Source organism: Polaribacter sp. Q13, assembly GCF_016858305.2.
In the GTDB taxonomy this organism is placed as follows: Bacteria; Bacteroidota; Bacteroidia; order Flavobacteriales; family Flavobacteriaceae; genus Polaribacter.
This window is the reverse complement of the sequence record NZ_CP074436.1, coordinates 2,672,729-2,698,535: the sequence shown is the minus strand read 5'-3', so window position 1 is coordinate 2,698,535 and position 25,807 is coordinate 2,672,729. Positions and strand designations below refer to the sequence as shown.

Here is a 25,807-nt window from a genome sequence, read left to right as displayed (position 1 = left end):
ATAGATGATAAAGTAGAAAATGTTGATTTTAAAATAAGAACTACATATAAAGCGTTAGTAAAAGAAGCTATGAGAGTTCTTAAAAAGTTACCAAAATTTAAACCTGATATACAAAATAGTAGCACTGTTAAAGTAAGGTGTAATTTATCTATTGCTTTTGGTTTAGAGTAAAATAAAGAAGTTCTCTAAAAAGGATTACACCTTGGCATGCTTAACTTTTTTCAGTATCTTAATGTATTGAAATTCAATTTTTATAAGAATCTGAAATAAATTCAAATTTACAAACAACACACTTTTTAAACAACCTCTTTTTGATGAATATATTTATTATTTTGTTATTTTTGTAAAATGAAAATCAATCAATATTTAGATGCTACTTACTTAAAAACAGCAAGTCAAGCAAATCTTACGGAAGAAGAAAATCAACAAAAAGTTATTGATTTAATCACAGAAGCTATTTTGTATGATTACAAGTTAATTATGATTCGTGCTAAATATATTCCTTTAGCTAAGAAAATGCTTCAAGAGGCAGAAAAAAGCATTCTTATTGGTACCGTAATTGGTTTTCATGAAGGTACTTATACTACTCAAGAGAAATTAGAAGAAGCACAACAAGCCATTAATTTGGGTGCAGACGAGTTAGATTTTGTAGTTAATTATGAAGCCTTTAAAAAAGGAGAAATAGAATTGGTTACCAATGAAATTACAAAAGGTATAGCACTAGCTTTAGAAAATAATAAAGTGGTAAAGTGGATCATTGAAGTAGCTGCCTTATCAAATAAAGAAATAATTGTAATTTCGCGCTTAATTAAAAATATAGTTTTCACTGTTTTTGGAGAGGAAAATGCGGAAAACGTTTTTGTAAAATCATCAACAGGTTTTTTTAAAACAGAAAACAATTTGCCTAATGGAGCTACGTTTGAAACAATGAAGTTAATTGCGGATAACGCAAAACCATTAAAAATAAAAGCAGCAGGTGGTGTAAGAGATTATGAAACGGCTGTAAAAATGGTTAATTTAGGAGTAGATAGAATTGGTACATCATCTTCTAAAGAAATTGTTAATAAAGAACAAAACAGTAATTCAGGATACTAATTTTGATAGAATATTTTGCACATGAAACGGCTGTAATAGATACTGATTGCAGTATCGGAAAAGATACCAAAATTTGGCATTTTAGTCATATCATGTCTAATTGTGTTATTGGTGAGCAATGCAATATTGGTCAGAATGTAGTGGTTTCTCCAGAAGTAGTTTTGGGTAAAAATGTAAAAGTACAAAATAACGTTTCTATTTATACAGGTGTAATTTGCGAAGACGATGTGTTTTTAGGGCCTTCTATGGTTTTTACAAACGTAATAAATCCACGAAGTGCCATTAAAAGAAAAAATGAATACCAACAAACTTTAGTAAAAAAAGGCGCAAGTATTGGTGCAAATGCCACCATTATTTGTGGAAATACTATAGGTGAATATGCCCTTATTGGAGCCGGAACTGTAGTAACAAAAGAAGTTTTACCGTTTGCACTTGTAGTTGGTAACCCCTCTAAGCAGATTGGTTGGGTAAGTGAATACGGACATAGATTAGTGTTTAATAAAAGCGGAATTGCAATCTGTAAAGAAAGCAATGAAAAATATCAATTAAAAAACAATACCATTATAAAGTTATAGAATGATAAAAAAATACGTATTTCTAGTTTTATTATTTCCCTCAATATATTTTGCTCAAGAAGAAAAGTATCCTGTTTTTGATGCTTGTAAAGATGCTGAAGTTCAATCTTTAAAAGATTGTTTTTACGCTCAAACAAAAGAGCTGTTTTTCTCTGAGTTTAAAACTCCCGCAATTGCAACAGAAGAAGGATTTACTGGAACTGCAAATACTATTTTTGCGGTTACAAAAGAAGGTGAGTTTAAATTAATATATGTAAACACGCCTTTTGATGAAATTAGAGAAGAAGTTAAGAGAGCTTTTAAAGTTTTTTCTAAAATTACGCCTGCATGGTATAATGATCATGCAATAGAAATGAAATTTGAGCTTCCTATTCAATTTCCTTTAACCAATGATTCTATTGTAGAAAATGCTTCTAAAGAAATTAAAAAAGAAAGTTTAATAGATGTTGTGGCAAAAAAGAAAATTGCAGATTCTACTTTTTTAGAGCATAATAGCAAACTAAATATACCTTTTACCCATAGAAGTTATGTAGATTATGAATTCGCTTTGCATAAAGCAAAAGGAACGCATACGGCCTCTAAACCTTATACTTACAATGAAATAAAGCCGTATTACGACATAACTAAGGAAAAAAAGAAGTTTTTAAAACCGAATAAAGAAACTTGGTTAGGTAAAAAAGTTTGGAACGAGCATTTAATTCAAGTAAAAAAGGAGGATTATTGGCTTACGGTAGATGTCTTGTTTGATCTTCAAATAGGGAAAGATAATTCTGATGTAGATTATACATTTAATAATTCTAGAATTGTAAATGTGAATGGAGAAATTGGAAAGAATTTCTCATTTTCTACAACCTATGCAGAAAGTCAGGGTAGATTTGCAGAGTATGTAAATAGTTTTATAACAAATCCTGCAGCAAATTTTAAACCTAAAAATTCTGAAGGTTTGGTTCCTGGAAGAGGAAAAACAAAAGGATTTAAAGAAGATGCTCATGATTATCCTGTTGCAGAAGGTTACATAGCTTATACACCAAATAAGTACATGCAATTTCAATTTGGTAATGGTAAAAATTTTATTGGAGACGGATATAGATCTTTTATTTTATCTGATGTTTCTTCTCCAACTACGTATCTAAAAATGAAGGTAGATTTTTGGAAAATACAATACACTAATATTTGGATGTGGAATACAGAACCTTCTTTAAGTTCAGTATCAGACCCAAATGAACATGCTAGAAAATACGTAGCAGCTCATTATTTAAGTATTAATTTAACAGATAAATTAAACTTAGGCTTTTTTGAGACAGCAATTTCTGCAGGAGAAAACGGAATGGATGCAGGCTTTATGAATCCTATAATTTTTTATAGATCTTTAGAGTTTAATAGAGGTGAAGATGCCGGAAATGCAATTGTTGGTTTAACAGGTAAGTATAAATTAAATAACAATATTTCCTTATACTCTCAATTAGTAATTGATGAATTTTCTGTTGGAAATTTTAGTGACATGAGTGATTGGAAACATAAATTTGCATATCAATTAGGAGCAAAATATTTTGATGCCTTTAAAGTAGAAAATTTATTTTTACAGTTAGAATATAATCGTGCTAGGCCTTATACTTTTGCACATAAATCGCCAATATTAAATTACGGTAATTATAGTCAGCCTCTTGGGCATTTATGGGGAGCAAACTTTTGGGAAGCAATTGCAATTGCTAGATACAAGAAAGACAGGTGGAGTGGTAGTGCAAAAATTATTGTAGGTAAAAAAGGGTTTGATTTAGAAGATCAGGCAATAAGTTATGGTGGTGATATTTATCAATCTTATAATGACAGAGTATCAGATACAGGTGTAGAAATAGCACAAGGTAATACCGCCAATATTTTTATAGCAGACTTTGAAGCCAATTATTTAATAAATCCTTCTACTAATACAAGTCTATTTGCGGGTTTATCCTATAGAGATTTCTCTTCAGATTCAGTTTTAACAAGTTATCCTTCTGGTTCAAATGTTTGGTTATCAGTAGGTGTAAGGGCAGATTTGTTTAATTGGTACTTCGATTTTTAAATTTTAGTATTTTTTTGGGAAAAATATAGGAAATTTATATATACATTTGTAGTGTGGTTTTTAATTAAATCACACTTTTTCTTTTTCATAGCAATTTTCCCACTCAATTTATTGAGTGGGTTTTTTTATTTATAGTTAAAAGCTTATTTAAATGGTGGTAAAGTCATAATTATCAAATATCTTTGCAAACTATTTTTATAAAATGGAATCAACAGTAATTACAGATAATAAAATATATATGCAAGCTATAATTTCAGACTTTAAACAACTAACAAAAGTTGGATTGTCTTTAAGTGTAGTCTTTTCTTCTGTTGCTGGTTATTTATTAGCTATAGATGTTGTTAATTATTTTACGTTGGTTTTGTTAGCTATAGGAGGTTTTTTAATGGTTGGCGCGTCCAATGCATTTAATCAAATTATAGAAAAAGATACAGATCTTATAATGAAACGTACTCAAAATAGACCTTTACCAACTGGTAGAATGTCTGTTAATGTTGCACTTACCGTTGCAATTTTGTTTACAATTTTAGGCCTTTCTATTTTATATAGCATCAATGCTAAAACAGCTTTGTTTGGTGCTGTTTCTATATTTTTATACACAAGTGTTTACACGCCTTTAAAGTCTGTAACACCATTATCTGTTTTTGTAGGTGCCATTCCAGGTGCTATTCCTTTTATGTTAGGTTGGGTAGCAGCTACCAATCAATTTGGTATGGAGGCCGGTTTTTTGTTTATGATTCAGTTTTTCTGGCAATTTCCTCATTTTTGGGCTATTGGTTGGTTACAGCATGAAGAGTATATGAAAGCAGGGTTTAATATGCTTCCAATGGGGCAAAAAAATAAAGGAGCAGTAAAACAGATTATTTTTTATACAATAATATTAATATTAGTTTCAATATCTCCTGTTTTAAAATTATCTGGAGCATTCTATATTCATCCTATAACGGCTATTATTGTTGGGTTGTTAGGGTTATATATGTTATATTTTGGTATTAAATTACACAAAAGTCAAGAAGATATTGATGCAAGGAAACTAATGTTATCAAGCGTTTTGTATATTACAGTAGTGCAAATTGTATACGTAGTAGATAAATTTTTACATTAATCATGATAGTAGAACAAACATTACAAGAAGAACTAAATATAGCTAAGAGAAAATCTGCCAAACCTATGTTATGGATTTCCATGATTAGTATGGTGATGTTTTTTGCAGGCTTAACAAGTGCTTATGTTATAAGTATGAAGAGAGATGATTGGGTTTCTTTTGATTTACCTCAGGCATTTTTTATAAGTACAGCACTAATTATAGCAAGTAGTATTACACTGTTTTTTTCGCAAAGAGCTTTAAAAAATGATAAAAGACAACTTTCATTATTGTTGATTATTGCTACCTTATTATTAGGTGTTGGATTTATCTGGCAACAATATGTTGGTTTTAATCAGTTAAAAAGTGTGGGGCTATTTTTTACAGGACCAGAGAGTACTGTATCAACATCTTTTATCATAGGAATCACTTTTATGCACGTTTTACACGTATTAGCAGGTATTATTGTGCTTCTAGTTGTTATTTATAATCATTTTAAATACAAATACAAATCAGACAATATGCTTGGGTTTGAACTCGGTGCAATCTTTTGGCACTTTGTAGATATACTATGGATTTACCTATTTTTCTTTTTCTATTTTATTAGGTGATGAAAAATAGTTATTTTTGGCAAACTAACTAAGAATTAATTAACAGAGATTATTATATGGAAGCAAATATTGCTATACCTACAGATGGTAAAGAAACTTGGAACGGCGGTGGTGGTATAAAACCACTAGGAGCAAGTTATGGTAAAATGATGATGTGGTTTTTTATCGTTTCTGATGCTTTAACCTTTTCAGGGTTTTTAGCAGCTTACGGTTTAACACGATTTAAATTTATAGATTCATGGCCAATTGCAGATGAGGTGTTTACTCACTTTCCTGGTTTACATGGTGTGCATGCGCCAATGTATTATGTGGCATTAATGACTTTTATTCTTATCGTTTCTTCGGTAACAATGGTTTTAGCAGTAGATGCAGGTCATCAAATGAAACAAAAAAAAGTAGCTTGGTACATGTTTGCTACTATTATTTTTGGAATCATCTTTGTTGGATCTCAGGCTTGGGAGTGGAAAAACTTTATTTCTGGTTCTTACGGAGCGGTAAAAACAACAGAGGGTAGAATTTTACAATTTGTAAAAGATGGTCATCAAATTGCATTATCAGATTTTGTGGTAGGTGAAAGAACTGATCAAAGAGTGCAACACGAAAGACAAAATGGATTATGGTTTGAGAAAGAAGGTTCTGTATCTTCTTACTCTGTAGCTCAAATTCAAGATTCTTACAAAAATAATTCAGAAATACAAGTTCGTTCTCAATTGATAGATCCTGCAACAAAACAAAAAATAATTCTTTCTAGAGAAGATGGAATGGCACAATTAGCAAAATCTAAAATGGTTGTAGAGGGTGCTAACTTGCATGTAAACGAGTATGGAAACACCATTTTTGCTGATTTCTTTTTCTTTATTACAGGATTTCACGGATTCCACGTACTTTCAGGAATTATTATTAACATCATTATTTTCTTTAATGTTATTCTAGGTACTTATGAACGTAGAGGACATTATGAAATGGTAGAAAAAGTAGGACTATATTGGCACTTTGTAGATTTAGTTTGGGTATTTGTATTCACATTCTTCTATTTAGTATAATTTATAAAAGAAATTAAAATGGCACACGCACACAAATCAAACACGAATAGAATTTGGGTAGTTTTAGTAATATTAACAGTAATAACTACTGTTGAGGTTGCATTTGGTATTATTAAGCCAGATTTCTTGCATCTTTCAAGTTTTTTAGGAACAAGTCCTTTAAACTGGATGTTCATTATTTTAACATTAGTAAAAGCATATTACATTACTTGGGCATTTATGCACATGGAAGGAGAAAAAAAATGGCTGAGACGTTCTGTAGTTTGGACAGTTGTTTTCTTAGTTAGTTACTTGCTAACACTTCTTTTAACAGAAGGCGGTTATATACATAACACATTGGCACCACTTGTAAAATGGTAATTTAAAAAATTAAAAAGGTGGTTTTAACCACCTTTTTTTATACTAAATTTTTAACGTCATTATACTTTATCACAAGGTTTTAGATACCTTGTATAAAAAATTACTCTTTGCAAACTTTGCGAAAAACTTTGCGTTCTTCGCGGTTAACTTATAACAATGATGAAACTTACTAAAAAAAGAGTGGTATTATTTTTACTATTTATTTTTCCTTTAATCTGTTTTTTAATTTTATCAACCGGAAAAAATAACTTTACTAAATTACCTGTTGTTACAAAAAATGTGGTTGATATTTCTACCTTAGACTCTATAAATACATTTAAGGGACATACAAGTATCGTCTGTTTTTTAGGGAATGATGTACAGGCAGAAAAAGGAGGTTTCTTTAATTTAAATGAAAAAATTTATAAAAAGTTTATAGAGTATAATAAATTTCAAATGATTGCTATTTATCCTAAGGGAAAAGAAAGCGATGCTAAACAAATAAAAAAAGAAATTAGTGCTTTTACCGATATGGTAAAATGGAAATTTATAGCAGGTTCTAAAGAAGAAATAGTAGCACTACATTCAAGTTTTAACTCTACCAATACTTTGACGAATCTTTATACTTCTAAGGTGTTTTTGATTGATAAAAAGGGTGATTTAAGAGGTAGAATTAGTGATCAAGATAGTAAAGACGGAAAACTTTTTGGGTACAATATGAATTCTGTTTCTGAGTTAAACGCTAAATTAAAAGATGATGTTTTGGTGCTTTTTTATGAGTATTATACAGCATTTAAAGATAAAAACAAGAATAAAGCAGACAGAAAATAAGCAGGGTTATGAAAAAAAAATATTCTTATATAGGTATTTCATTTATCATTCTTTTATTCGGAATTTATGTGGTTAGAAACATTGATAGAAGAATTAATGACAATGATCTTGTTCAAGATAGTAGCTTGAATAAGGTTGATAAAAATACGGCCACTACAAAAGGGTTGTATACATTTAATAAAGTCCCAGATTTTGGGTTTACAGATCAAAATGGACTTACAATTACCAATAAAGATTATGCTGGTAAAGTTTATGTTGTAGAATTTTTCTTTTCTACATGTCCTACTATTTGTCCTTTAATGAATAAAAAAATGGTAACTATTCAAGATGAATTTTCTTCAAATTCAGATTTTGGAATAGCCTCTTTTTCTATTACTCCAGATATTGATACACCAGAGATTTTAAAAAAATATGCATTAGATAATAGTATTACACATAAAAACTGGCACTTATTAACAGGTGAAAATGATACTATAGTGTATGCCTTGGCTAATAAAGGATTTAAATTATTTGCAGGTAAAGGCGGTAAAGAACATGGTGGTTTTGAACACTCTGGTTTGTTTGCTTTGGTGGATAAAGAAGGAAACATTAGATCTAGAAAAGATGAATATGGAAATCCTATTATGTATTATAGAGCTCTAACAGAATCAGGTTTTTCAGATCAAATAAAAGAATTAAAAGAAGATATTAAAATATTGTTGAATGAGTAATTTAGCACAAGAAAAAAAATACAAGAAAATAATTACAGGGTTATCTATTGTAATTCCAATTGCTGTTGCAGCTTTATTCGGTATTAAATTACAAGATTTAGGTATTAATGTAGCGCCTTTAACTTTTTTACCTCCAATTTATGCAACTATAAATGGATTAACAGCAATTACTTTAATAGCCGCAGTAGTTGCAATTAAAAAAGGAAATAGAAAGCTACACGCACAACTTAATACGTTTGCAATAGCATGTTCTCTTATTTTCTTATTACTTTATATTGCGTATCACATGACATCAGATTCTACTAAATTTGGTGGAGAAGGTGTCATAAAATATGTGTATTACTTTATCCTTATAACTCATATTGTTTTATCAATAGTGGTAATACCATTTGTGTTAACAACGTTTATGAGAGCAAAACTAGGTAATTTTCCTCAACATAAAAAAATAGCTAAATTTACATTTCCTTTGTGGCTATATGTTGCTATTACCGGTGTTGTAGTTTATTTAATGATATCTCCTTATTATGTATAAAAAAAGAGCTTTAGTATTTTTTTTGTTGATGGTTTTTGCATCAAAACTTTCATTTTCTCAATGTGCCATGTGTAAGGCTGTTGTAGAAACTGGCGATGTTTCTATGGCAGAAGGTGTTAATAATGGAATAACCTATTTAATGGTGTTTCCATACCTTTTAGTAGGTGTTTTGTTTTTTGTTATTTATAGATATAAAAAGCAAGCAAAAATTTAACATTTATATATGAGGTATATTTTGTAACAAATTTTACTTTTAGTCGTCTTATTTAAACATCAAAAGAAATATATTCTTTTTTGGTGTAAAGAATATAAATGATATCAACCAAAAAATATTGTATTTTGAAAACTAAACTTATCCTATTTGTTGCACTTTTAACCACTATTGTTTCTTTTTCACAAAAAAAGTGGACACTTAAAGAATGTGTAGATCAAGCTTTAAATAAAAACATTTCTATTCAACAGAATAAATTAAGTTTAGATATTGCTAAGACAGATTTAAAGAGCTCTAGAGGTAATTTTTTACCATCTGTTAGTGCAAGTACAGGAGGTAATCTTTCCGCAGGTTCTAACTTTGATCCTGTAACAAATAACAGATCTGCAAGTACCACATTTTTTGGGGGTAATGTAGGTTTAAATGCAGGAATAACTGTTTTTAATGGATTTAGAAACCTAAACTTATATAAGCAAGCTAAATTAGGGATAGAAACAAGTAAATTAGATTTACAAAAGATAGAGAACGATGTTTCTTTGTTTGTTGTAAATGGTTATTTGAATGTTCTTTTCGCAAAAGAAAATTTAGAGGTATCTAAAGTTCAAGCTGCTATAAGTAAGAAACAAATACAAGCTGCAAAAGATAGGTTTGAGGCTGGGACAATAGCTAAAGGTGAATTGTTAAATTTTAAATCTACAGCTGCAAATGATTTGCAAAGTGTTATTACACAAGAGAATGCGCTAGATTTAGCAATCTTAAATTTAGCACAATTATTGCAAGTGCCTTCTAATAATTTTGATGTTGCTCCAGTAAATGTAGACTTACCATCTGCAGACTTATTATATAAGAACTCAAACTCTGTGTATGAAAAGTCACTAACCAAAATGCCAGAAATTCAAAGAGCAGAATTAGCTATTGATAATGCAACTTTAGACATAGAAATTAGTAAAAGCAATTATTTACCTACCGTTACAAGTTCTATTTTTGCTAATACAAACTATAGTTATATTATAAAGCCAACCGGTTTCCCTACAGGAGATTTTTTAGATCAATTAGACGGTAATCTTGGTTACGGACTAGGTTTTAATATTAATATTCCAATTTTTAATGGTTTTAAAACCGATGCTAATGTAAAAAGATCAAAAATTAATAAAGAAATTTTTGAAACTAGATTAGAAAGTGAAAAACTAAATTTAAAACAAACTATAGAGCAAGCCTTTTTAGATGTAAAATCATCTTTAAAAGCCTACCAAGCAGCAAGAATTTCTTTAACAGCGCAGCAAGAAGCTTTTAAAAATGCACAAGAAAGGTATAATTATGGTGTAATGACGTTATTCGATTTTGATTTAGTTAGAACACGTTTAGTAAATGCAGAAGGAGCAATGATTCGTTCTAAATACGATTATGTTTTTAAAACGAAAGTATTGCAATTCTATTCTGGAGAACTAATTTTAGAATAAATAAAATAAAGATTACTAATGAAGCCTTGCAAATTTGCGAGGTTTTCTTTTTTCTATAACTTATATTTGCATAAAAATATAGAAGTTGGCAATTATCCTAAACCTAGAGACCGCAACTAAGAACTGCTCTGTAAGCATAGCAAAAGACGGCAAAGTTATCGCATTAAAAGAATTGAATAATGGTAATTATTCTCATGCAGAAGTTTTACACCCTTTTATTTTAGAGGTTTTAAAAGAAGTAAATTTAACTTCTAAAGAAATAGACGCTGTAGCGGTTAGTAAAGGTCCGGGTTCTTATACTGGGTTAAGAATTGGTGTTTCTGCCGCAAAAGGACTTTGTTTTGCCTTTGACAAGCCATTAATTTCTATAAAAACCTTAGAATCTCTGGCTCATGCAATTTCTATTGATAAAGGTATTATTGTGCCTATGCTAGATGCAAGAAGAATGGAAGTATATGCTGCTGTTTTTAATGAAAATTATGAGCAGATTAGAGATATTAAGGCTGAGATAATAGATGAAAACTCTTTTTCTGATTATTTAGGAGCGGGTATCGTTACTTTTTTAGGTGATGGAGCTCATAAGTGTAAAGAAGTAATTACCCATAAAAATGCTGTGTTTGTAGATGCTATTTTTCCATCTGCAAAAGAAATGGCAGAATTATCATTTATTAAGTACAAAAAAAACGACATCGAAGATGTCGCTTATTTTGAACCTTTTTATTTAAAAGATTTTGTTGTTATTCCTGAAAAGAAAAAGAAACCTACTTTTTAAGGTTTACTTGGTGAGGGTAAGGAATCTCGATTCCTGCTTTATCAAGTGCTAATTTTACATTTTCCGTTACATCGAAATACACGGTCCAGTAATCTGCGGTTTTACACCAAGGTCTTACTGCAAAATTAACAGAACTATCTGCTAACTCAGATACTGTAACTCCAGGAGCTGGATCTTTTAAAATTTTAGGATGAGAAGTTAATACATTCATTAATACTTCTTTTGTTTTCTTAATATCAGCATCATAAGAAACACCAATGGTTAAGTCTACACGTCTTGTACCTTCTGTAGAATAATTAACAATATTTCCATTAGATAAAATACCATTCGGAATTATTATTTCTTTGTTAGATAAACCTGTAAGTTTTGTAGTAAAGATTTCAATTTCTTTTACAACACCAACTTCACCTTGTGCTTCTACTAAGTCGCCAAGTTTAAAAGGTTTAAAAACCATTATTAAAACGCCACCTGCAAAGTTGGCAAGAGATCCTTGTAATGCTAAACCAACAGCCAAACCTGCCGCTGCTAAAATTGCTGCAAAAGAAGTTGTTTCTACACCTAGTTTAGATATAACAGCTATAATTAATAATATTTTTAGTCCCCAACCAATTAAGTTTCCTAAAAACTTTTGAAGTGTAACATCTATGCCACCCTTTTCCATTGCTTTTCTAGAAGCTTTAACAATTAGTTTTATAACTATTAAACCAATAATTAGAATTGCTAATGCAACTAAAATTTTAGGGGTATATTCAATTACTAATCCTTTTAAATTTGTAAGATATTTTTCCATTTTTATTTTTAATAATAATTAACTGCAAAAATAAAGGTTTCTTAGGTATTTATGAAAGAATTATCTATGATAATAAAATAGAAATAATACCTAGAGCTGCTGGTATGGTTTGTATGTACAGTATTCTAATTATTTTTGTAGAATAGGCTCCATAAAGTCCGGCAATAGCAACACAAGACAAAAAGAAAATTGCCATGTCAGTTTTTACCATAAACATAGACCAGAGTAATCCTGCAGCTAAAAAACCGTTATATAAACCTTGGTTTGCAGCCATTACTTTTGTTTCTTCTGCTAACTCTTTGTTTTTTATTCCAAAAGCCTTCATTGCCTTTTTTGAAGTCCAAATTACCATTTCTAAATAGACAATATAAATGTGGATTATTGCTACTAAACTAATAAATATGATTTGTAAAATATTCATAGAGTATTTTTTATAATTGAAAAAAAGCGATTTAACTTTAATTTAAATCGCTTTTAAGTAGTTAGTTTTTATATTTTAGTTTACTTCAAAGGTAATTTTTAAATTTACTCTAAATTCAGTAACATCGTCACCATTTACAACTGCACTTTGCGATTGTACAAATACAGATCTAATGTTTTTTACAGATTTAGAAGCTTGCTTTACTGCTTTTCTAGTAGCTTCTTCCCAACTTTTTTCAGAATTTGCTAATACTTCAATAACTTTCATAACTGCCATAATGTTGATTTTTAATTAATAAGAGTAAAGGTATCAAATATTCATTAGAAAGTCCAATGTTAAATTAATGTTACCAAAATGTTTATAAATTGTAATATATTTACTATATTTGTATCTGTAATGTAAACCTTTAAATTTAATATCATGAAAAAAATACTAACACTTATAATCCTTTGTGTTGCAGCAATAGGATATTCTCAAGATAAACAACCAACTTATACTGCTGAAGGAAATTTGGTAAAAGCAACCTATTATTATGAAGATGGTTCAATAAGTACTGAAGGGTATTTTAAGGATAAAAAATTAACAGGTGAGTGGACTCGTTTTGATAAGGAAGGAAATAAAACTCAAATAGCGAAGTATGAGGATGGTAAAAAAGTAGGAAAGTGGTTTGTTTGGAATAACGAGTCTTTAAAAGAAATTAGTTATGATAACAATGCAATTGTTAGCGTAAATTTATGGAAACATGAAGCTAAATTGGCATCTAATAAATAAATTTTATTGAAATTATTTAAACTCCAAAAAAATATTTTTTGGAGTTTTTTTATGTCTTATTATTTTTCTACATTACAGAACTTCCGAGATTTTATAAAGCTAAATTTATAACTTGAGGTAATCCTTACTGGTTTGATAATTTGTTATTTATCTTATACCAAATAAACATTAAAAGGATTGATTAGTTTTGTTTCTTTTACCTTCATATTTTAATGTAAAACGGAACAAGAGTTAAAGATATGGTTCTGTTTTCTATTTCGTATTAAGAAAAAGTAACTCCAATATATTGACAATCATATTAAAGTACATTTGGTATTCTGTTATGACAATGTTTGAGTATTTATAATCATATTATGCTAACAACCTTTTTTTTATTTGAGATAAAGCTATTTTAAGGTAGTTTGATGGTGCTATTTATAATATAGTTATAAGACTTGATTAACTTTAATTTTTTCAGGAAGGAAAGCTTGTTTAGGATATGTATAGAAGAATGGTTATTCACTATAAAACTTAAATGCATAAAAAAACGTTTAGAGACTAGTCTCTAAACGTTTTTTTATGCATTGTATTTAAGAATTACTCTACAATTAAAGTAAAAGGAATACTATATTTTACACCTACTGGCTTACCTCTTTGTCTACCTGGTTTCATTTTAGGTAATTGTTTCATTACTTTAATTACTTCACTTTTAATTTTTGGGTGTGGAGCTCTTGCATTAACATCAACAATGTTTCCGTTTTTATCAATTTTAAAACCGATAAATACTCTTTTTCTACCTGCAGATAATCCTAATTCGTTTGGTAAATTTGCATCAAATTTTCTTGAAAAGTGTTTTTGAACCATTTTACTAAAACATGCTTTTAATTCTGCTTTACTTCCTTTACATCCAGGAAATACAGGTACATCTTCAATAATCATGAAACTTACATCTTCTACAACTTCTTCTATTTCCTCCACTTCTACAATTTCTTCTACTTCTACAGCTTCTGTTTCATCTGTTTCTGTAGATTCAATTACAGTCTCTTCTACTTCTTTTTCATCTTCTACAATTTCTATTTTTTCTGGAGCTGGTGGTGGTGGCGTTTTTGGTTTAACTTGTTCTACTCTTTCAGTAATTACAGTTTCTTCTTCCATTTCAGCACTCATGTTCACTGTACCGAGGTCTCCAATAACTTTATCGAATGTTTTATGTTCTATAGCTATTAGTGTTATAAATAGTGCTAGAACCAAACCTATTTGCATAAAAATTTTACTGTAATTTTCTAAGTTTGATTTTGGGTTTTTCTTAATTTCCATTGTAAAGAGTTTTTAATAGTTCGCTAATTTAATTAAATTATTGGTTTATATACAAGTCTTAGTGTGAATTAACTGTATTTTTTTTTAATATTTGATTAAAAACAATTAATCCTAAGAGAACTCCAAGTGTATTTGCTATTGCATCTTTGTAGTCTCCTGTTCTATATACAGTTAATGTTTGTTGCAGTACTTCAATAAGTATGCCAAAAAGAATGCAACAAATTACAATAACGTATTTTAGAGCTGGTTTTCTATAAAAAGAAAATAACCAACATATAGAAAGTGTAAAATACGCTGTTAAGTGATACATTTTATCAATATTATTGATATTTGGCTCTACTTTAGGCATTTTCATCAAACTTAAATAAGCAATTGTAATTGTTATTAGTATTGCAATGATAAAAAAATTATCCTTCAATAAGCTCTTTATACGCTGCTGCATCTAATAGATTGTTTATTTGAGAACTATCTGATATTTTAATTTTAATCATCCAACCTTTGCCGTAAGGATCAGAATTTACAAGTTCTGGTTCATCTTCTAACTCTTCATTAAATTCTATTACTTCACCTGTTAAAGGCATAAATAAATCTGAAACCGTTTTAACAGCTTCTACAGAGCCAAAAACTTCTCCTTCTTCTACAGTATCATCTAAAGTGTCTACGTCTACATAAACGATGTCTCCTAGCTCTCCTTGTGCAAATTCGGTAATACCTACTGTTGCTACATCGCCTTCAATTTTAATCCACTCGTGGTCTTTAGTATATTTTAATTCTGATGGTAAATTCATTTTTTTATAATTTTATGTTTATTTTTTTAATTTCCTCCTAAGTTATAAATAATATTAAACCCTCCATTAATCGATTGTCTTGGAAAAGTGGTAGAGATTGCATATTTAGATGTTTGATGATTGTAATAGAACGATGCTGTTAAACTATTGCTTAATCTATAATCTGCCGTAAATTTAATAGAAAAAAGTTTTTGACCACCACTAATTTGATCATTATCTTGATCTACAGATCTAATTTGTGTTAAATTATCTCTTAAAGATACATCTGCTCTTAAGTTGATGTCTCCTTTTAGAGTTTGTTTTTTTCCTGTAAAACGAGTACTAAATTTAACGTCTTCAAAAACGTACCCCAATCCAAATATATATTCTGTACCAGAAATATCGGTTAATGTACTATTGTTAAAATTCATGGTAAGTGTTCTGTCACTTTTTACTTCTCCTCTTAAAGAGAAAGAGTTTCTCATTTTCATGTCTAATTTAATTAGAGGAGAAAATTCATCTACCAAAGTAACAGCTGCTACTAATAATTCTGGTTCATAATTATTAGCTACATTTATATTGGCGTAAGGATTATTGCTGTCATACTGTAGGTTGTTTGTAAAACTAGATACAGTGTAAGAAGATTTATAACCGTGTGAAACTACAAAATTGCTAAAGTTTTTCTTAAAAAATTTAAACTTCATTAAACCATTGTAACGTAATGTCCAATTAGGAATAGGGATGTTTCTAAATAATCCTGTGTTTACTTTATCTGGACTTTTACCGGAATATGCAGCTATAAAAGCAGGTAATAATACTTGCTGACTATTGGTACCAAAACCACTTCCGGGAACTCCGTTTTCTCTAGCTAATCTATCAGAAATGATACTTCTATAGTTTCTTAAGTTTTGAAATAAAACATCTCCATCCGTAAATGCAGTAGATAACATAGAGTAACTTGTACTAAAGTTTCCTGTTTCAAATGCAGCGATATTTGTGTTTATTTCTCCAAATTCACTTCCGTTATTTATAACATCTAGTTGTTGCGATAAATCTCTAGTTTGAATTTTATTTCCTCTAACATCAATATTTAAGTCCTTAAAAGGTTTTAATGTAAACGTATAATCTAATTTATTGTAGTGTGTTTTACTATAGGTTTTATTGTAATATTCTGCATCGGAATCTCTAGGTGTTACTAACCAACCATTTTCTAATGCTTTATTTCTAATATCTACTTGACTACCAAAAGCAAATGAGGTTGGTGCTCCTCCTAAAAAGCCAACATCTTCAGTATAACCTGGTAATAATTGTCCGTTGTTTTCCGAATAACTAATTTTTCCTTGTTTTACAGATGTTAAGACATCATAAGTTCCTTTTAGAATCTTTTTACCAATAGATAATTTTTTCTTTTGATTTACTCTTCCAGGGGTTCTAGGTAAACTAGATCCCTTTAAGCCTTTTGCTCCTTTAGCAGATTTACGTTGACTTTTGGTTAAAAGTAATTTTTCGAAACCAAGTCCTTTGTAAAAAGCATCAAAATTAATAGTAGAATTTAAATTGTGAGTATTTGCATTCTGTATAGTATTTCCTATTAAGTTTACAGAAGGGACATCAACCTCATTAATATCAATGGTGTTTTGTGGTGCCGCTTGCCAATCAAAATCTGCTGTGTAGGCGTAATCTGCTTTTATAAATTTTAAAAACGGAATTTTATCGATTGGTAAATTATAGGTAGCATTTAATTTTTGATGATAGTGGTTGGCTCTTCCTGTATTAAAGAAATCGTCAAATACCTGAATTTCATCATTATTATTAAAGGTGTCATAAATATAACTATTGGTTGCATTAAAGTTTAATTGCAATGATTTTGTTAAATCAAAACCAACGGTATAATCCCAATCAAACAAAAATCTACGTTGTTTTAATTCTGGTTGAGGAGATAGTCCTGCTACAAGGTTTCTAGACTGCTGTTCATTATAATTTCTATTGATACTAGAGTTAATTGCTAAGGTTTTAGGAATAGGATTAAAATTAAAATCTTTTATAAGTTGCCAATATTTGCTTCTAAAAAGAGAATCATTCTTTTTAAAAGGCTCAATTGGTTTAGAATCGAAACTAAAATTGTAGGAAGCAGAAGCTCTTACGCTTTCATTAATACGTTTTTTAATGTTGTAGTTTCTTTGAAACTCTTTGTTGTGGGCATAAGAAACAGCTAAATTTTCTACATCGTAAAATTTAGGTTTTTTTGTAGAATTTGGATTTCTGTTCTTTTTAACATTTGTAAAACTGATACTTGTTCTTTTTGTGTAATCTCTAGAAAACTCACTGTTTTCATTTTCACCCAAAGCATCTGCTAATTCTATATCTTGAAACTGAGGATCGTATTTAGGGTCTATATAAAGCTCACCAATACTATAGCTCATTGGCAATTGAATTCCCCATTTTTTAGGTGTTAAAACTTTTCCTAAATTTACAGTAGTAGCTACATCATATTGTTTAGTTTCATCTAAACTACGTTGGCCTACTCTGTCTTCTACATTACCAAAACCAACGGTAGACATACTACCAGATAAAGATACATTTGCTACATCTGCAAAATTTGCATCCGCATTAAGAACAGCGGCCCAACCACCATCATTATCAAAGCCAGAAGAACGTAATTCATTAAACCAAACTTCACCACTTATAGGAGATGTTGTTTTGTTTTTTACACCTAATACAATGGTTTTTAATTCTGCTAATGTTGGATTCCCTTTTACAGAAATGGTATAAGGTATAGCTGCATCCTGTTCTGTAGACGTATATATATCTGTAATTGGAACACCAATTCTGTCTCGTTCTAATTTTACCAAGCCAAAAGTTTCTAGAAATGCATCTAAATTATTTGCTTCTGGCCAAAGATCTAATGCAGATGTACCGTTTTTCGAAACTTTTAAAGGTACTTCTATTTGATAAAAGTTATCATTTAAATCTGTACCTAATCTTATAATAGCAGAAAAATCATCATCATTAATAGCAAGTGCTCCTTCATTTTTTTGAAGGTGCATAAACATTTTTAAATTTTTAAATCGCCTTAAATCTATACTAATGTTTTTATAAATTGCTCTGGTTTTATTTGCGGCTAAGTTGTTTACTTTTAAGGTAACAGACTGTTCATTTTGCAATTGTACACTGGTGCTACCTTGTAAACGCTCTCTTTCTATTCCTGGAGGCTGTATGTAGCTTCCTTCATTCTGTTCTATACTTACTACACCAACTTCAAAATCTTTTAGTTCGTTTTCGTCTAGATCTATTGGTGTGGTTATATTTTCATCTAAAGTCTTTGTGTAACGTCTCCAATCTCCACGGACCAAATCTAATTCTCCAAAACGAAGTACTACAGGTATTTTGAAATTGGTTAAAAACATTCTTACAAAACGGATACTATTAAAATCTGAAATACCATTTATTGGCGTTCCTCCTCTTAAGGGAACTCTAAATTGGTACCATGTTGTTTGTTGTTTAGCGCCGTTCTCTAAAGTGACCTCTGTTATTTTTTTATCAACAATATAATTTTTACCAATTGCCAAATCATTTCTATTCATAGAAACTTTATACTCGTAGTAACTTTCTACGGTATTCATGGTTTGATCTTTATTAATGTCTTCTACATCTGGATATGATGTTGAAGATGTTGGGTAGCTTTCTGTAGATTGATTTAAAGTTGGTGAATTTCCTTGTGTATTGTTGTAGTTTTTATATCTAGTAAGTACAGAAGCATTGCTAGCATCTAATGTGCTACCTCTAAAATATTGAAAATTGTCTGAAGCAGGATCATTAGGGTTTAATTTACTGAAATTTGGAAGTGCTGTACTGTATTTAGAAAATTCCTCGGTATCATTTAATCCGTCAAAACCTAGATCTTGGTTAGTTCTTGAGTCATCATTTTCGTCAAAAGCGTAAATAATAGATGGGTTTGTAGGTATTTTACCCCATGTTGTAGTGGCCGTATTAATATCTCCACCAGTTTCTGGTAAACCATTTTCATACATTTTTCGACTATCTTTTAAGATGTCTTCAGAAACATTACCTAAATTTATGTATAAATCTCCAACTTGAAGATTGTTGTTTGTCATAACATTATCAGGTGTTAATCCGTTTGGTAAACCTTCTTCATTAGTAATAGAATAATTTTCATAAGGGTCCATTACCCAAAACTGCATATACTCAACATTTGCTTGGTCAAAATTGTTGGTAGTTAAGGCTCTCATAACTCCTGCCCATCTATTTTGTGGGTCAGAGAAAGTTCCATCCGTTTTTACATTGGTTCCTGTATCAAAATTATAAGAACCTCTTTCTGAAGGATAATAGGCTAAATCTAAGGTTCTTATTAAAGAGTTCTGAGTAATATCTAATTGAATATTTGGGAATAATTCTCTATAATTAATTTGTCTTGTTTCTGCTCTAGAGAGTTCTTCTGCATTTATGTTTGCAGGTGTGTCTCCAGCTCCATAAAAAATTTGATCTACATAATACCAAGCTAATTTTCCTCTTTGATAATTGTAAGATAAATCTTCTTGATCTCCATAAAAACCTGGAAAGTATCTAGGTGTACTCGCTTCGTGCCAATCTAATGGAGATAAAATGCTAATAGGTATTTGAGATGCTTCAAAATCATCTATATAAGAAGTTGCTGCACCCGCAACATCTATACCGCTTGGCGTTCCAGGAAGTAAGTATGCCATGTCTGCTCTAACGGATAAGTTAGAAGGAACATCTGTATCTACAAAAGGTAATTTATTGGCTAATTTTGTAAAATAGGGTACTTCTGTGGTGTAATCTACATTTACCCCAAACATAGTGTTGTTTATTGGGTCCGAACCAAAATTTACTTTTGGTGTAATAGGTTTTTCATTAACATTTAAAATAGTTGCCCCAACAATAAATTTATCCGAAAATTTATGTTCAACATCAATTCCCATAAAAGTTTTACGTTGTTGATTAAATACAGCGTTATTTTCTGTAGAAACACTAATAGGTGTGCCAGAAGCTTGCAAACCAGTATCTAAAATTTGTACACGCCCCAATTGATAATCTACTACATAATCTACACCTTCTACTAATTGCCTACCACCTGCGGTTACTCTAACAGAACCTCTAGGTACATTAAAAGCGCCAATAGGAATTCCGCCAGAATTTTCTGATTTAAAATATCCTTTTAAGTAGTACTTATCTTTATTTTGGAAGTTGTTTTTAATATTTGTTTTAGTGTTTAAATATAATTCTTTAAATAAATAATTGTTATCTACAGTTTCATTTAAACCGATATCATTAGCGTTTTTTTGTACTAAATCATTACCAAAAGGTTCTGGTTCTGGAAAAAAGACAAATCCGTATTGAGAATTAACGGTAATTCCTTCTACATAATCAAAATATCCATCTGGAGATCTGTACTGACTCTGGTCTAATTGGTCTAATTTAAAAACTTGTATTAATGGTAAATTAGGAATACCAACTGTATTTGAGTTTTGTAATACATTAGAAGAAATTCCTGTTTGATCATCTCTATATTGAATTTCAAAATAGAAACCATCTTGAGATAATGGAAATGCACCTAAAGCATACACGTTTTTCATCATTAAACGCCATGTTGGAAAAGATTCAACTTCTCCTGTATTTACATTCTTACGATTTGTTTTTAAAATCTCACTTCGTAATAATTTTACAGCTAAATTTTGTGGAGATTGAATTCCATCATTAGAAAATTCACCAACTTTAAAAGAAGTTTTTGTACTACCTGTAACTCCACCTGCAATTGTATATTCATAAGCAACGGCTAAAACTTCTCCGTCATTTAATCTACTATTTAAAGAAATAAAACCTAATTGAGAATTTAAAGTAAATTCACTTGTGTTTAGCCTTCTTGCATTTTCTAACATAGAATAGTCTGTACCTTCACTCATATTATAAGTTTGTAAGGTGCTATTTACGGTAGAAATATTTCTAATACCACTGTTTGTAGTAAGTAAATTAGATAAATTATTAGATTCGTTTGTAGGTATATTTCCACCAGTTGTTATTGGCGGATTTGTTGGTTGTACTTCTCCTGTTTGATTTACCAAAACATTTGTGTCAGACTCTCCAATATCTGCTAAGGCCACAATACTTCTATAATCTTCCGTACTTGCGTTTCTATTGGTTATCCAAACTTCTACTCTGGTAATATTAATTTGACTATTAATTAATGGATAATTTTTAAGCGAGTTAGCATAATTGTCTATAAAATATTGTGATAAGAAAAAGTGACGATCATTATCGTAATCCGTTGCTTTTAATTGAAATTCCTGTATAGATGCTCCTCCTTCGGCAACAACTGTTTTACTTTCTGAGTTTTGTTGAGAAAAAACAGCAGTAATATTGGTATTCCCAAATTTTAATTGTGTTTTTACACCAAATAAACTTTGAGCACCATTTATTAAAGAGTTTTTAATTGGCATAGAAATATTACCAGCTTCTATTCCTTGTAAAATATCATCTTCTGTAGGTTCGTACGCAATTTTTACTAAATTCTGAAAATCGAAAGAAGCTTGGGTATCATAATTTGCAGTGAAATCTAAACGTGTACCTACTTGTGCACGAATACTTGCATTAATTTGTTGATCAAAATCGAATGTAAAACTACTTCTGTTTTCTTCGGATAATTGTGGGTTTTCTGTATTTTGATAAATAAAACCTAACTTTAAATTTAGACTTCCTGTAGGTGTTACTTTAATTTCGTTTCCGCCAAAAATAGATTTAAATAAACCAGATTTTACGTAGTATGTTGGTAGTAGGTCTTTTTGAGCTTCTTCAGAGCCCTTTTTTTTAGAGTTTGTGGCGCTTACTTTGTCCTTGTAATACTGCGTCATATCTCTTTTTAATCGATAATCTGCGTATTCTCTTTGCGTAAGATAAATGGGCGTTTTGGTATAATAATCGCCTATTTTCTCAAAAATTACAAACTTGTTTAATTCTTTATCAAAGATAATTTCTTTTTCTGCTAGATAGTCTAGAAACAAACCACCAGTTTGCTCTTTTTTAAAGTTATACCTTAATTTAAGAGTATCGTTTTTTACGGTAATTGAATCTGTGTTTTTATTTGTCTGGGCATATAAAGATATGTTTGCTGTGATAGCAAAAACAATAAATAAAAATACTTTTTTTAAAAAATCTCTCAAAATTATTATAAATTTTTTAAGGCTAGTTTTATTAAATTTTCTACAGAAGCTTCTGCGTTTTCTTTTAAAATCGTAGCGATAACTTTCTCGGATTGTTTTTTATTAAAACCTAAAACTTCTAAAGCAGATAACGCTTCATCTTTATTGGTATTGCTTGTAAAGGAAGAAACTTCATCAATATTAAAGGTTTTTAAAATTTTATCCTTTAAATCTACAATTACTCTTTGTGCAGTTTTTAGACCAATTCCTTTTACAGATTGTATTAATGGTATATTTTCGGATGCAATTGCATGTTGTATTTCCTCTGAGGTCATGGATGATAACATTGTTCGTGCAATACTTGGTCCAACACCAGAAACGGAAATTAATAATTTAAAAACTTCTCTTTCTGTTTTAGTAATAAAGCCAAAAAGAGTGTGCGCGTCTTCTCTTATAGATAAATGTGTATATAAAACAACGGCCTCATCATCTGGTAAACTAGAGAAAGTATTTAAAGAAATATGTAATAAATACCCAACTCCATTGCAATCTACAACTACTTCTGTTGGATTTTTTTCTACCAATCTTCCTCTAATTTGTGTAATCATATCGTTCTTTTTCTAAGCGCCTAAAGTAAGAATTTATTTTAGGTTTGTTGTGTGAGCAATTTAAATTTTATAAATGATAAATAAAAAAAACAAATATTAGAGAATAAATGATAGACAAATAATGATGTTATTGTTTTTCGCTATCCTTTATTCTCTTTTTAGTCTTGTTTCTTAATTCTACACCTATTCTAAGTCTCTACTCTTGTATTTTACTTCTTTTTTCTTTTTCTTGAGCATCTACAGCAGCCAAAGCAGCCATATTAACCATTTCATCTACACTACAACCTAGCTGTAAAATATGTACAGGTTTACTTAATCCTAAAATGATTGGACCAATAGATTCTGCATGGTTTAATTGTTTCATTAATTTATAGGTGATGTTGGCAGCCTCTAAATTCGGAAAAATTAAAACATTTACTTTTTTACCATTTAGTTTTGAAAATGGAAACTCTTTTGCCAGCATTTCTGGGTTTAGAGCAAAATCTGCTTGTAATTCTCCATCGATAATAGTGTCTGGAAAATGACGATGTAAGTAAGAAACAGCTTCACTAATTTTCTTTGAAGTTTCAGAATTTGAAGATCCAAAGTTAGAAAAAGAAACCATTGCCATATTTGGCTTCATGCCAAACATTTTTACAAAATTCCCTGTCATTTGAGAAATTTTTACCAACTCCTTTGCATTCGGGTTTACGTTTATCGTAGTGTCTGCTAAAAATAACGGGCCTTGTTTAGTTAGCATAATGTTCGTTGCAGCAATTTTGGTAATTCCTTTGTCTTTCTCTATAAGTTCTAAGATTGGTTTTAAAACGGTTGGGTAAGGTCTAGAATATCCTGTAATTAACGCATCTGCTTCACCTTCATTTACCATCATAGCGGCAAAATAATTACGCTCTCGCATTAATTTTTTTGCTTCAGATAATGTACGTCCTTTACGACGTCTATTTTTCCAGTAAATATCTCCAAAACGTTCTCTACGTTCTGTTTCTTCATCTGTTTTTGGGTCTATAATTGGCACATTTGCAGTAAAGCCTATTTCTGCTTTTAAAGCTAAGATAACTTCTTTTCTTCCTAATAATATAGGCTTACCAATTTTTTCGTCATGCACTCTTTGTGCCGCTTTTAAAACATCTAAATGGTCTGCTTCTGCAAACACAATACGTTTTCTATTGCTTTTTGCTCTGTTATGTAAAAGTCTAATTTCTTTATTACCAGAACCAGAACGTTCCATTAACTCTTCTCTATATTTATCCCAATCTTCAATAGGTTGTAAAGCAACACCAGAATCCATAGCAGCTTTTGCAATCGCTGGTGGAATTTCATAAATTAATCTTGGATCAAATGGTTTAGGAATAATGTATTCTCTTCCGTAAGCTAAACTTACTTCATCGTACACAATATTTACTTGTTCTGGTACAGATTTTTTAGCTAAATCGGCTAAAGCATGCACAGCAGCCATTTTCATTTCTTCATTAATTTTAGTAGCTCTCACATCTAAAGCACCTCTAAAAATAAATGGAAATCCAAGCACATTATTTACTTGGTTAGGATGATCAGATCTTCCTGTAGCCATAATAATATCCTTTCTTGTAGCAACGGCTACATCGTAATCTATTTCAGCAACTGGGTTTGCCATCGCAAAAACAATAGGGTCTTTTGCCATGGATAAAAGCATCTCTGGAGAAACTACATTTCCTTTAGATAAACCTATAAATACATCAGCATTATGCATAGCTTCATCTAAAGTGTTTAAATCTCTATCTGTTGCAAATTCTGCTTTTTGTGAAGTTAGGTTGTCTCTATCTCTTCTAATAACCCCTTTACTGTCGCACATAACAACGTTTTCTTTCTTTACACCAAGTTTTAAATACAAAAGTGTACAAGAAATAGCAGCAGCTCCAGCTCCATTTACAACAATTTTTACTTCACTAATCTTTTTATTTGTAATGTCAATTGCATTTTTTAAGGCCGCAGCAGAAATAATAGCGGTTCCATGCTGGTCATCGTGCATTACTGGGATGTCTAATTCTTCCTTTAAACGTCTTTCAATTTCAAAAGCTTCAGGAGCTTTAATGTCTTCTAAGTTTATTCCACCAAAAGTGGGTGCAATTGCTTTTACGGTTTGTATAAAAAGTTCTACATCTGTTGCATCTACTTCAATATCAAAAACATCAATATCAGCAAATATTTTAAATAATAAAGCTTTTCCTTCCATTACTGGTTTAGAAGCATCCGGACCAATATTTCCTAACCCTAAAACGGCTGTTCCGTTAGATATTACGGCTACTAAATTTCCTTTAGAAGTATACTTATATGCGTTGTTTTTATCTTTTTCAATTTCTAAACAAGGTTCGGCAACTCCAGGAGAATATGCCAATCCTAAATCTCGCTGAGTAGCATATTTTTTAGTAGGTACTACTTCTATCTTACCTGGTTTTGGCTTTGCGTGATATAATAAAGCTTCGTGTCTTTTTCTAGAATCGCTCATGATAATAATTCTTTACTTGTTTAAGCTTACAAATATATGATTTTCAGCGGAAGAGAAAACTTATTTTTCTTTCTTTTGATAAGATATGTTTTTGGTATTATAGCATCTTTTGTTTTTTAAGAACCTTTAAATTAGGCAGCTGATATTGCTTGTTTAACAAATTTTATTG

The 25,807-nt window shown here is 30.2% G+C and carries 23 protein-coding genes; 14 read left to right on the top strand and 9 right to left on the bottom strand.

Going from position 1 to position 25,807, the window contains the following annotated elements; translation table 11 throughout:
• Nucleotides 1–348: 348 nt before the first annotated feature.
• The 13 genes from deoC (at nucleotide 349) to tsaB (ending at nucleotide 11,325) form a co-directional block, all read left to right on the top strand.
• On the top strand, nucleotides 349–1,095 hold the full coding sequence (gene deoC / locus JOP69_RS11170) for a deoxyribose-phosphate aldolase (protein ID WP_203392674.1): 747 nt from the start codon (nucleotides 349–351) through the stop codon (nucleotides 1,093–1,095).
• Between the two features lie 2 nt (nucleotides 1,096–1,097).
• Nucleotides 1,098–1,670, top strand: coding sequence for an acyltransferase (locus tag JOP69_RS11165; RefSeq protein WP_302850175.1), 573 nt, complete (start codon nucleotides 1,098–1,100; stop codon nucleotides 1,668–1,670).
• Between the two features lies 1 nt (nucleotide 1,671).
• Nucleotides 1,672–3,732, top strand: coding sequence for a gliding motility protein RemB (locus tag JOP69_RS11160; protein WP_203392673.1), 2,061 nt, complete (start codon nucleotides 1,672–1,674; stop codon nucleotides 3,730–3,732).
• Nucleotides 3,733–3,934: 202 nt separating this feature from the next.
• Nucleotides 3,935–4,837 (top strand): heme o synthase, encoded by a 903-nt coding sequence (cyoE, locus tag JOP69_RS11155; RefSeq protein WP_203392672.1) that lies wholly within the window; start codon nucleotides 3,935–3,937, stop codon nucleotides 4,835–4,837.
• Between the two features lie 2 nt (nucleotides 4,838–4,839).
• Nucleotides 4,840–5,427 carry a cytochrome c oxidase subunit 3 gene (locus JOP69_RS11150; RefSeq protein ID WP_203392671.1) on the top strand — a complete coding sequence of 196 codons (588 nt, stop codon included), beginning with the start codon at nucleotides 4,840–4,842 and terminating at the stop codon, nucleotides 5,425–5,427.
• A gap of 56 nt (nucleotides 5,428–5,483) precedes the next feature.
• Nucleotides 5,484–6,470, top strand: a complete 987-nt coding sequence (locus tag JOP69_RS11145; protein ID WP_203392670.1) for a cytochrome c oxidase subunit 3 — start codon at nucleotides 5,484–5,486, stop codon at nucleotides 6,468–6,470.
• Nucleotides 6,471–6,488: 18 nt separating this feature from the next.
• A complete protein-coding gene (locus tag JOP69_RS11140) occupies nucleotides 6,489–6,830 on the top strand; it encodes a cytochrome C oxidase subunit IV family protein (RefSeq protein ID WP_203392669.1) in 342 nt (113 codons plus the stop codon).
• A 156-nt stretch (nucleotides 6,831–6,986) separates the two neighbouring features.
• Complete coding sequence (locus JOP69_RS11135) at nucleotides 6,987–7,640, top strand: hypothetical protein (protein WP_203392668.1); 654 nt, start codon at nucleotides 6,987–6,989, stop codon at nucleotides 7,638–7,640.
• An 8-nt stretch (nucleotides 7,641–7,648) separates the two neighbouring features.
• A complete protein-coding gene (locus JOP69_RS11130) occupies nucleotides 7,649–8,350 on the top strand; it encodes an SCO family protein (protein ID WP_203392667.1) in 702 nt (233 codons plus the stop codon).
• Nucleotides 8,343–8,882 carry a DUF420 domain-containing protein gene (locus JOP69_RS11125; RefSeq protein ID WP_203392666.1) on the top strand — a complete coding sequence of 180 codons (540 nt, stop codon included), beginning with the start codon at nucleotides 8,343–8,345 and terminating at the stop codon, nucleotides 8,880–8,882. Before JOP69_RS11130 ends, JOP69_RS11125 begins: the two co-directional genes overlap by 8 nt.
• A complete protein-coding gene (locus JOP69_RS11120; protein WP_203392665.1) occupies nucleotides 8,875–9,096 on the top strand; it encodes a hypothetical protein in 222 nt (73 codons plus the stop codon). Before JOP69_RS11125 ends, JOP69_RS11120 begins: the two co-directional genes overlap by 8 nt.
• A 125-nt stretch (nucleotides 9,097–9,221) precedes the next feature.
• On the top strand, nucleotides 9,222–10,553 hold the full coding sequence (locus tag JOP69_RS11115; protein WP_203392664.1) for a TolC family protein: 1,332 nt from the start codon (nucleotides 9,222–9,224) through the stop codon (nucleotides 10,551–10,553).
• Between the two features lie 85 nt (nucleotides 10,554–10,638).
• On the top strand, nucleotides 10,639–11,325 hold the full coding sequence (gene tsaB / locus JOP69_RS11110; protein WP_203392663.1) for a tRNA (adenosine(37)-N6)-threonylcarbamoyltransferase complex dimerization subunit type 1 TsaB: 687 nt from the start codon (nucleotides 10,639–10,641) through the stop codon (nucleotides 11,323–11,325).
• On the opposite strand, the gene JOP69_RS11105 is transcribed toward tsaB, so the two are convergent.
• The 3 genes from JOP69_RS11105 to JOP69_RS11095 form a co-directional block, all read right to left on the bottom strand.
• Nucleotides 11,315–12,115: a mechanosensitive ion channel family protein gene (locus JOP69_RS11105; protein WP_203392662.1), complete on the bottom strand. Its 801-nt coding sequence runs from the start codon at nucleotides 12,113–12,115 to the stop codon at nucleotides 11,315–11,317. The two genes, tsaB and JOP69_RS11105, sit on opposite strands and share 11 nt — an antisense overlap.
• Nucleotides 12,116–12,179: 64 nt before the next feature.
• Nucleotides 12,180–12,536 (bottom strand): DUF1304 domain-containing protein, encoded by a 357-nt coding sequence (locus JOP69_RS11100; protein WP_203392661.1) that lies wholly within the window; start codon nucleotides 12,534–12,536, stop codon nucleotides 12,180–12,182.
• A 75-nt stretch (nucleotides 12,537–12,611) separates the two neighbouring features.
• Nucleotides 12,612–12,812, bottom strand: coding sequence for a dodecin family protein (locus JOP69_RS11095; RefSeq protein WP_203392660.1), 201 nt, complete (start codon nucleotides 12,810–12,812; stop codon nucleotides 12,612–12,614).
• A 144-nt stretch (nucleotides 12,813–12,956) separates the two neighbouring features.
• Between JOP69_RS11095 and JOP69_RS11090 the strand changes: the two genes are divergently transcribed.
• Complete coding sequence (locus JOP69_RS11090) at nucleotides 12,957–13,307, top strand: toxin-antitoxin system YwqK family antitoxin (RefSeq protein WP_203392659.1); 351 nt, start codon at nucleotides 12,957–12,959, stop codon at nucleotides 13,305–13,307.
• A 576-nt stretch (nucleotides 13,308–13,883) separates the two neighbouring features.
• On the opposite strand, the gene JOP69_RS11085 is transcribed toward JOP69_RS11090, so the two are convergent.
• The 6 genes from JOP69_RS11085 to JOP69_RS11060 all read right to left on the bottom strand — a co-directional run bounded on the left by JOP69_RS11085 (nucleotide 13,884) and on the right by JOP69_RS11060 (nucleotide 25,638).
• Nucleotides 13,884–14,603 (bottom strand): energy transducer TonB, encoded by a 720-nt coding sequence (locus JOP69_RS11085; protein ID WP_203392658.1) that lies wholly within the window; start codon nucleotides 14,601–14,603, stop codon nucleotides 13,884–13,886.
• A 58-nt stretch (nucleotides 14,604–14,661) separates the two neighbouring features.
• A complete protein-coding gene (locus JOP69_RS11080) occupies nucleotides 14,662–14,952 on the bottom strand; it encodes a VanZ family protein (protein ID WP_249986640.1) in 291 nt (96 codons plus the stop codon).
• 58 nt (nucleotides 14,953–15,010) lie between these two features.
• A complete protein-coding gene (gene gcvH, locus JOP69_RS11075; RefSeq protein WP_203392656.1) occupies nucleotides 15,011–15,391 on the bottom strand; it encodes a glycine cleavage system protein GcvH in 381 nt (126 codons plus the stop codon).
• Between the two features lie 26 nt (nucleotides 15,392–15,417).
• The gene (gene sprA, locus JOP69_RS11070; RefSeq protein ID WP_203392655.1) at nucleotides 15,418–22,566 is read right to left on the bottom strand and encodes a cell surface protein SprA; all 7,149 of its coding nucleotides are present in this window, start codon (nucleotides 22,564–22,566) and stop codon (nucleotides 15,418–15,420) included.
• 5 nt (nucleotides 22,567–22,571) lie between these two features.
• A complete protein-coding gene (gene ruvA, locus JOP69_RS11065; RefSeq protein WP_203392654.1) occupies nucleotides 22,572–23,153 on the bottom strand; it encodes a Holliday junction branch migration protein RuvA in 582 nt (193 codons plus the stop codon).
• A gap of 196 nt (nucleotides 23,154–23,349) precedes the next feature.
• Entirely contained in the window at nucleotides 23,350–25,638 is a 2,289-nt protein-coding gene (locus JOP69_RS11060; RefSeq protein WP_203392653.1) for an NADP-dependent malic enzyme, read from the bottom strand.
• Between the last annotated feature and the right edge of the window lie 169 nt (nucleotides 25,639–25,807).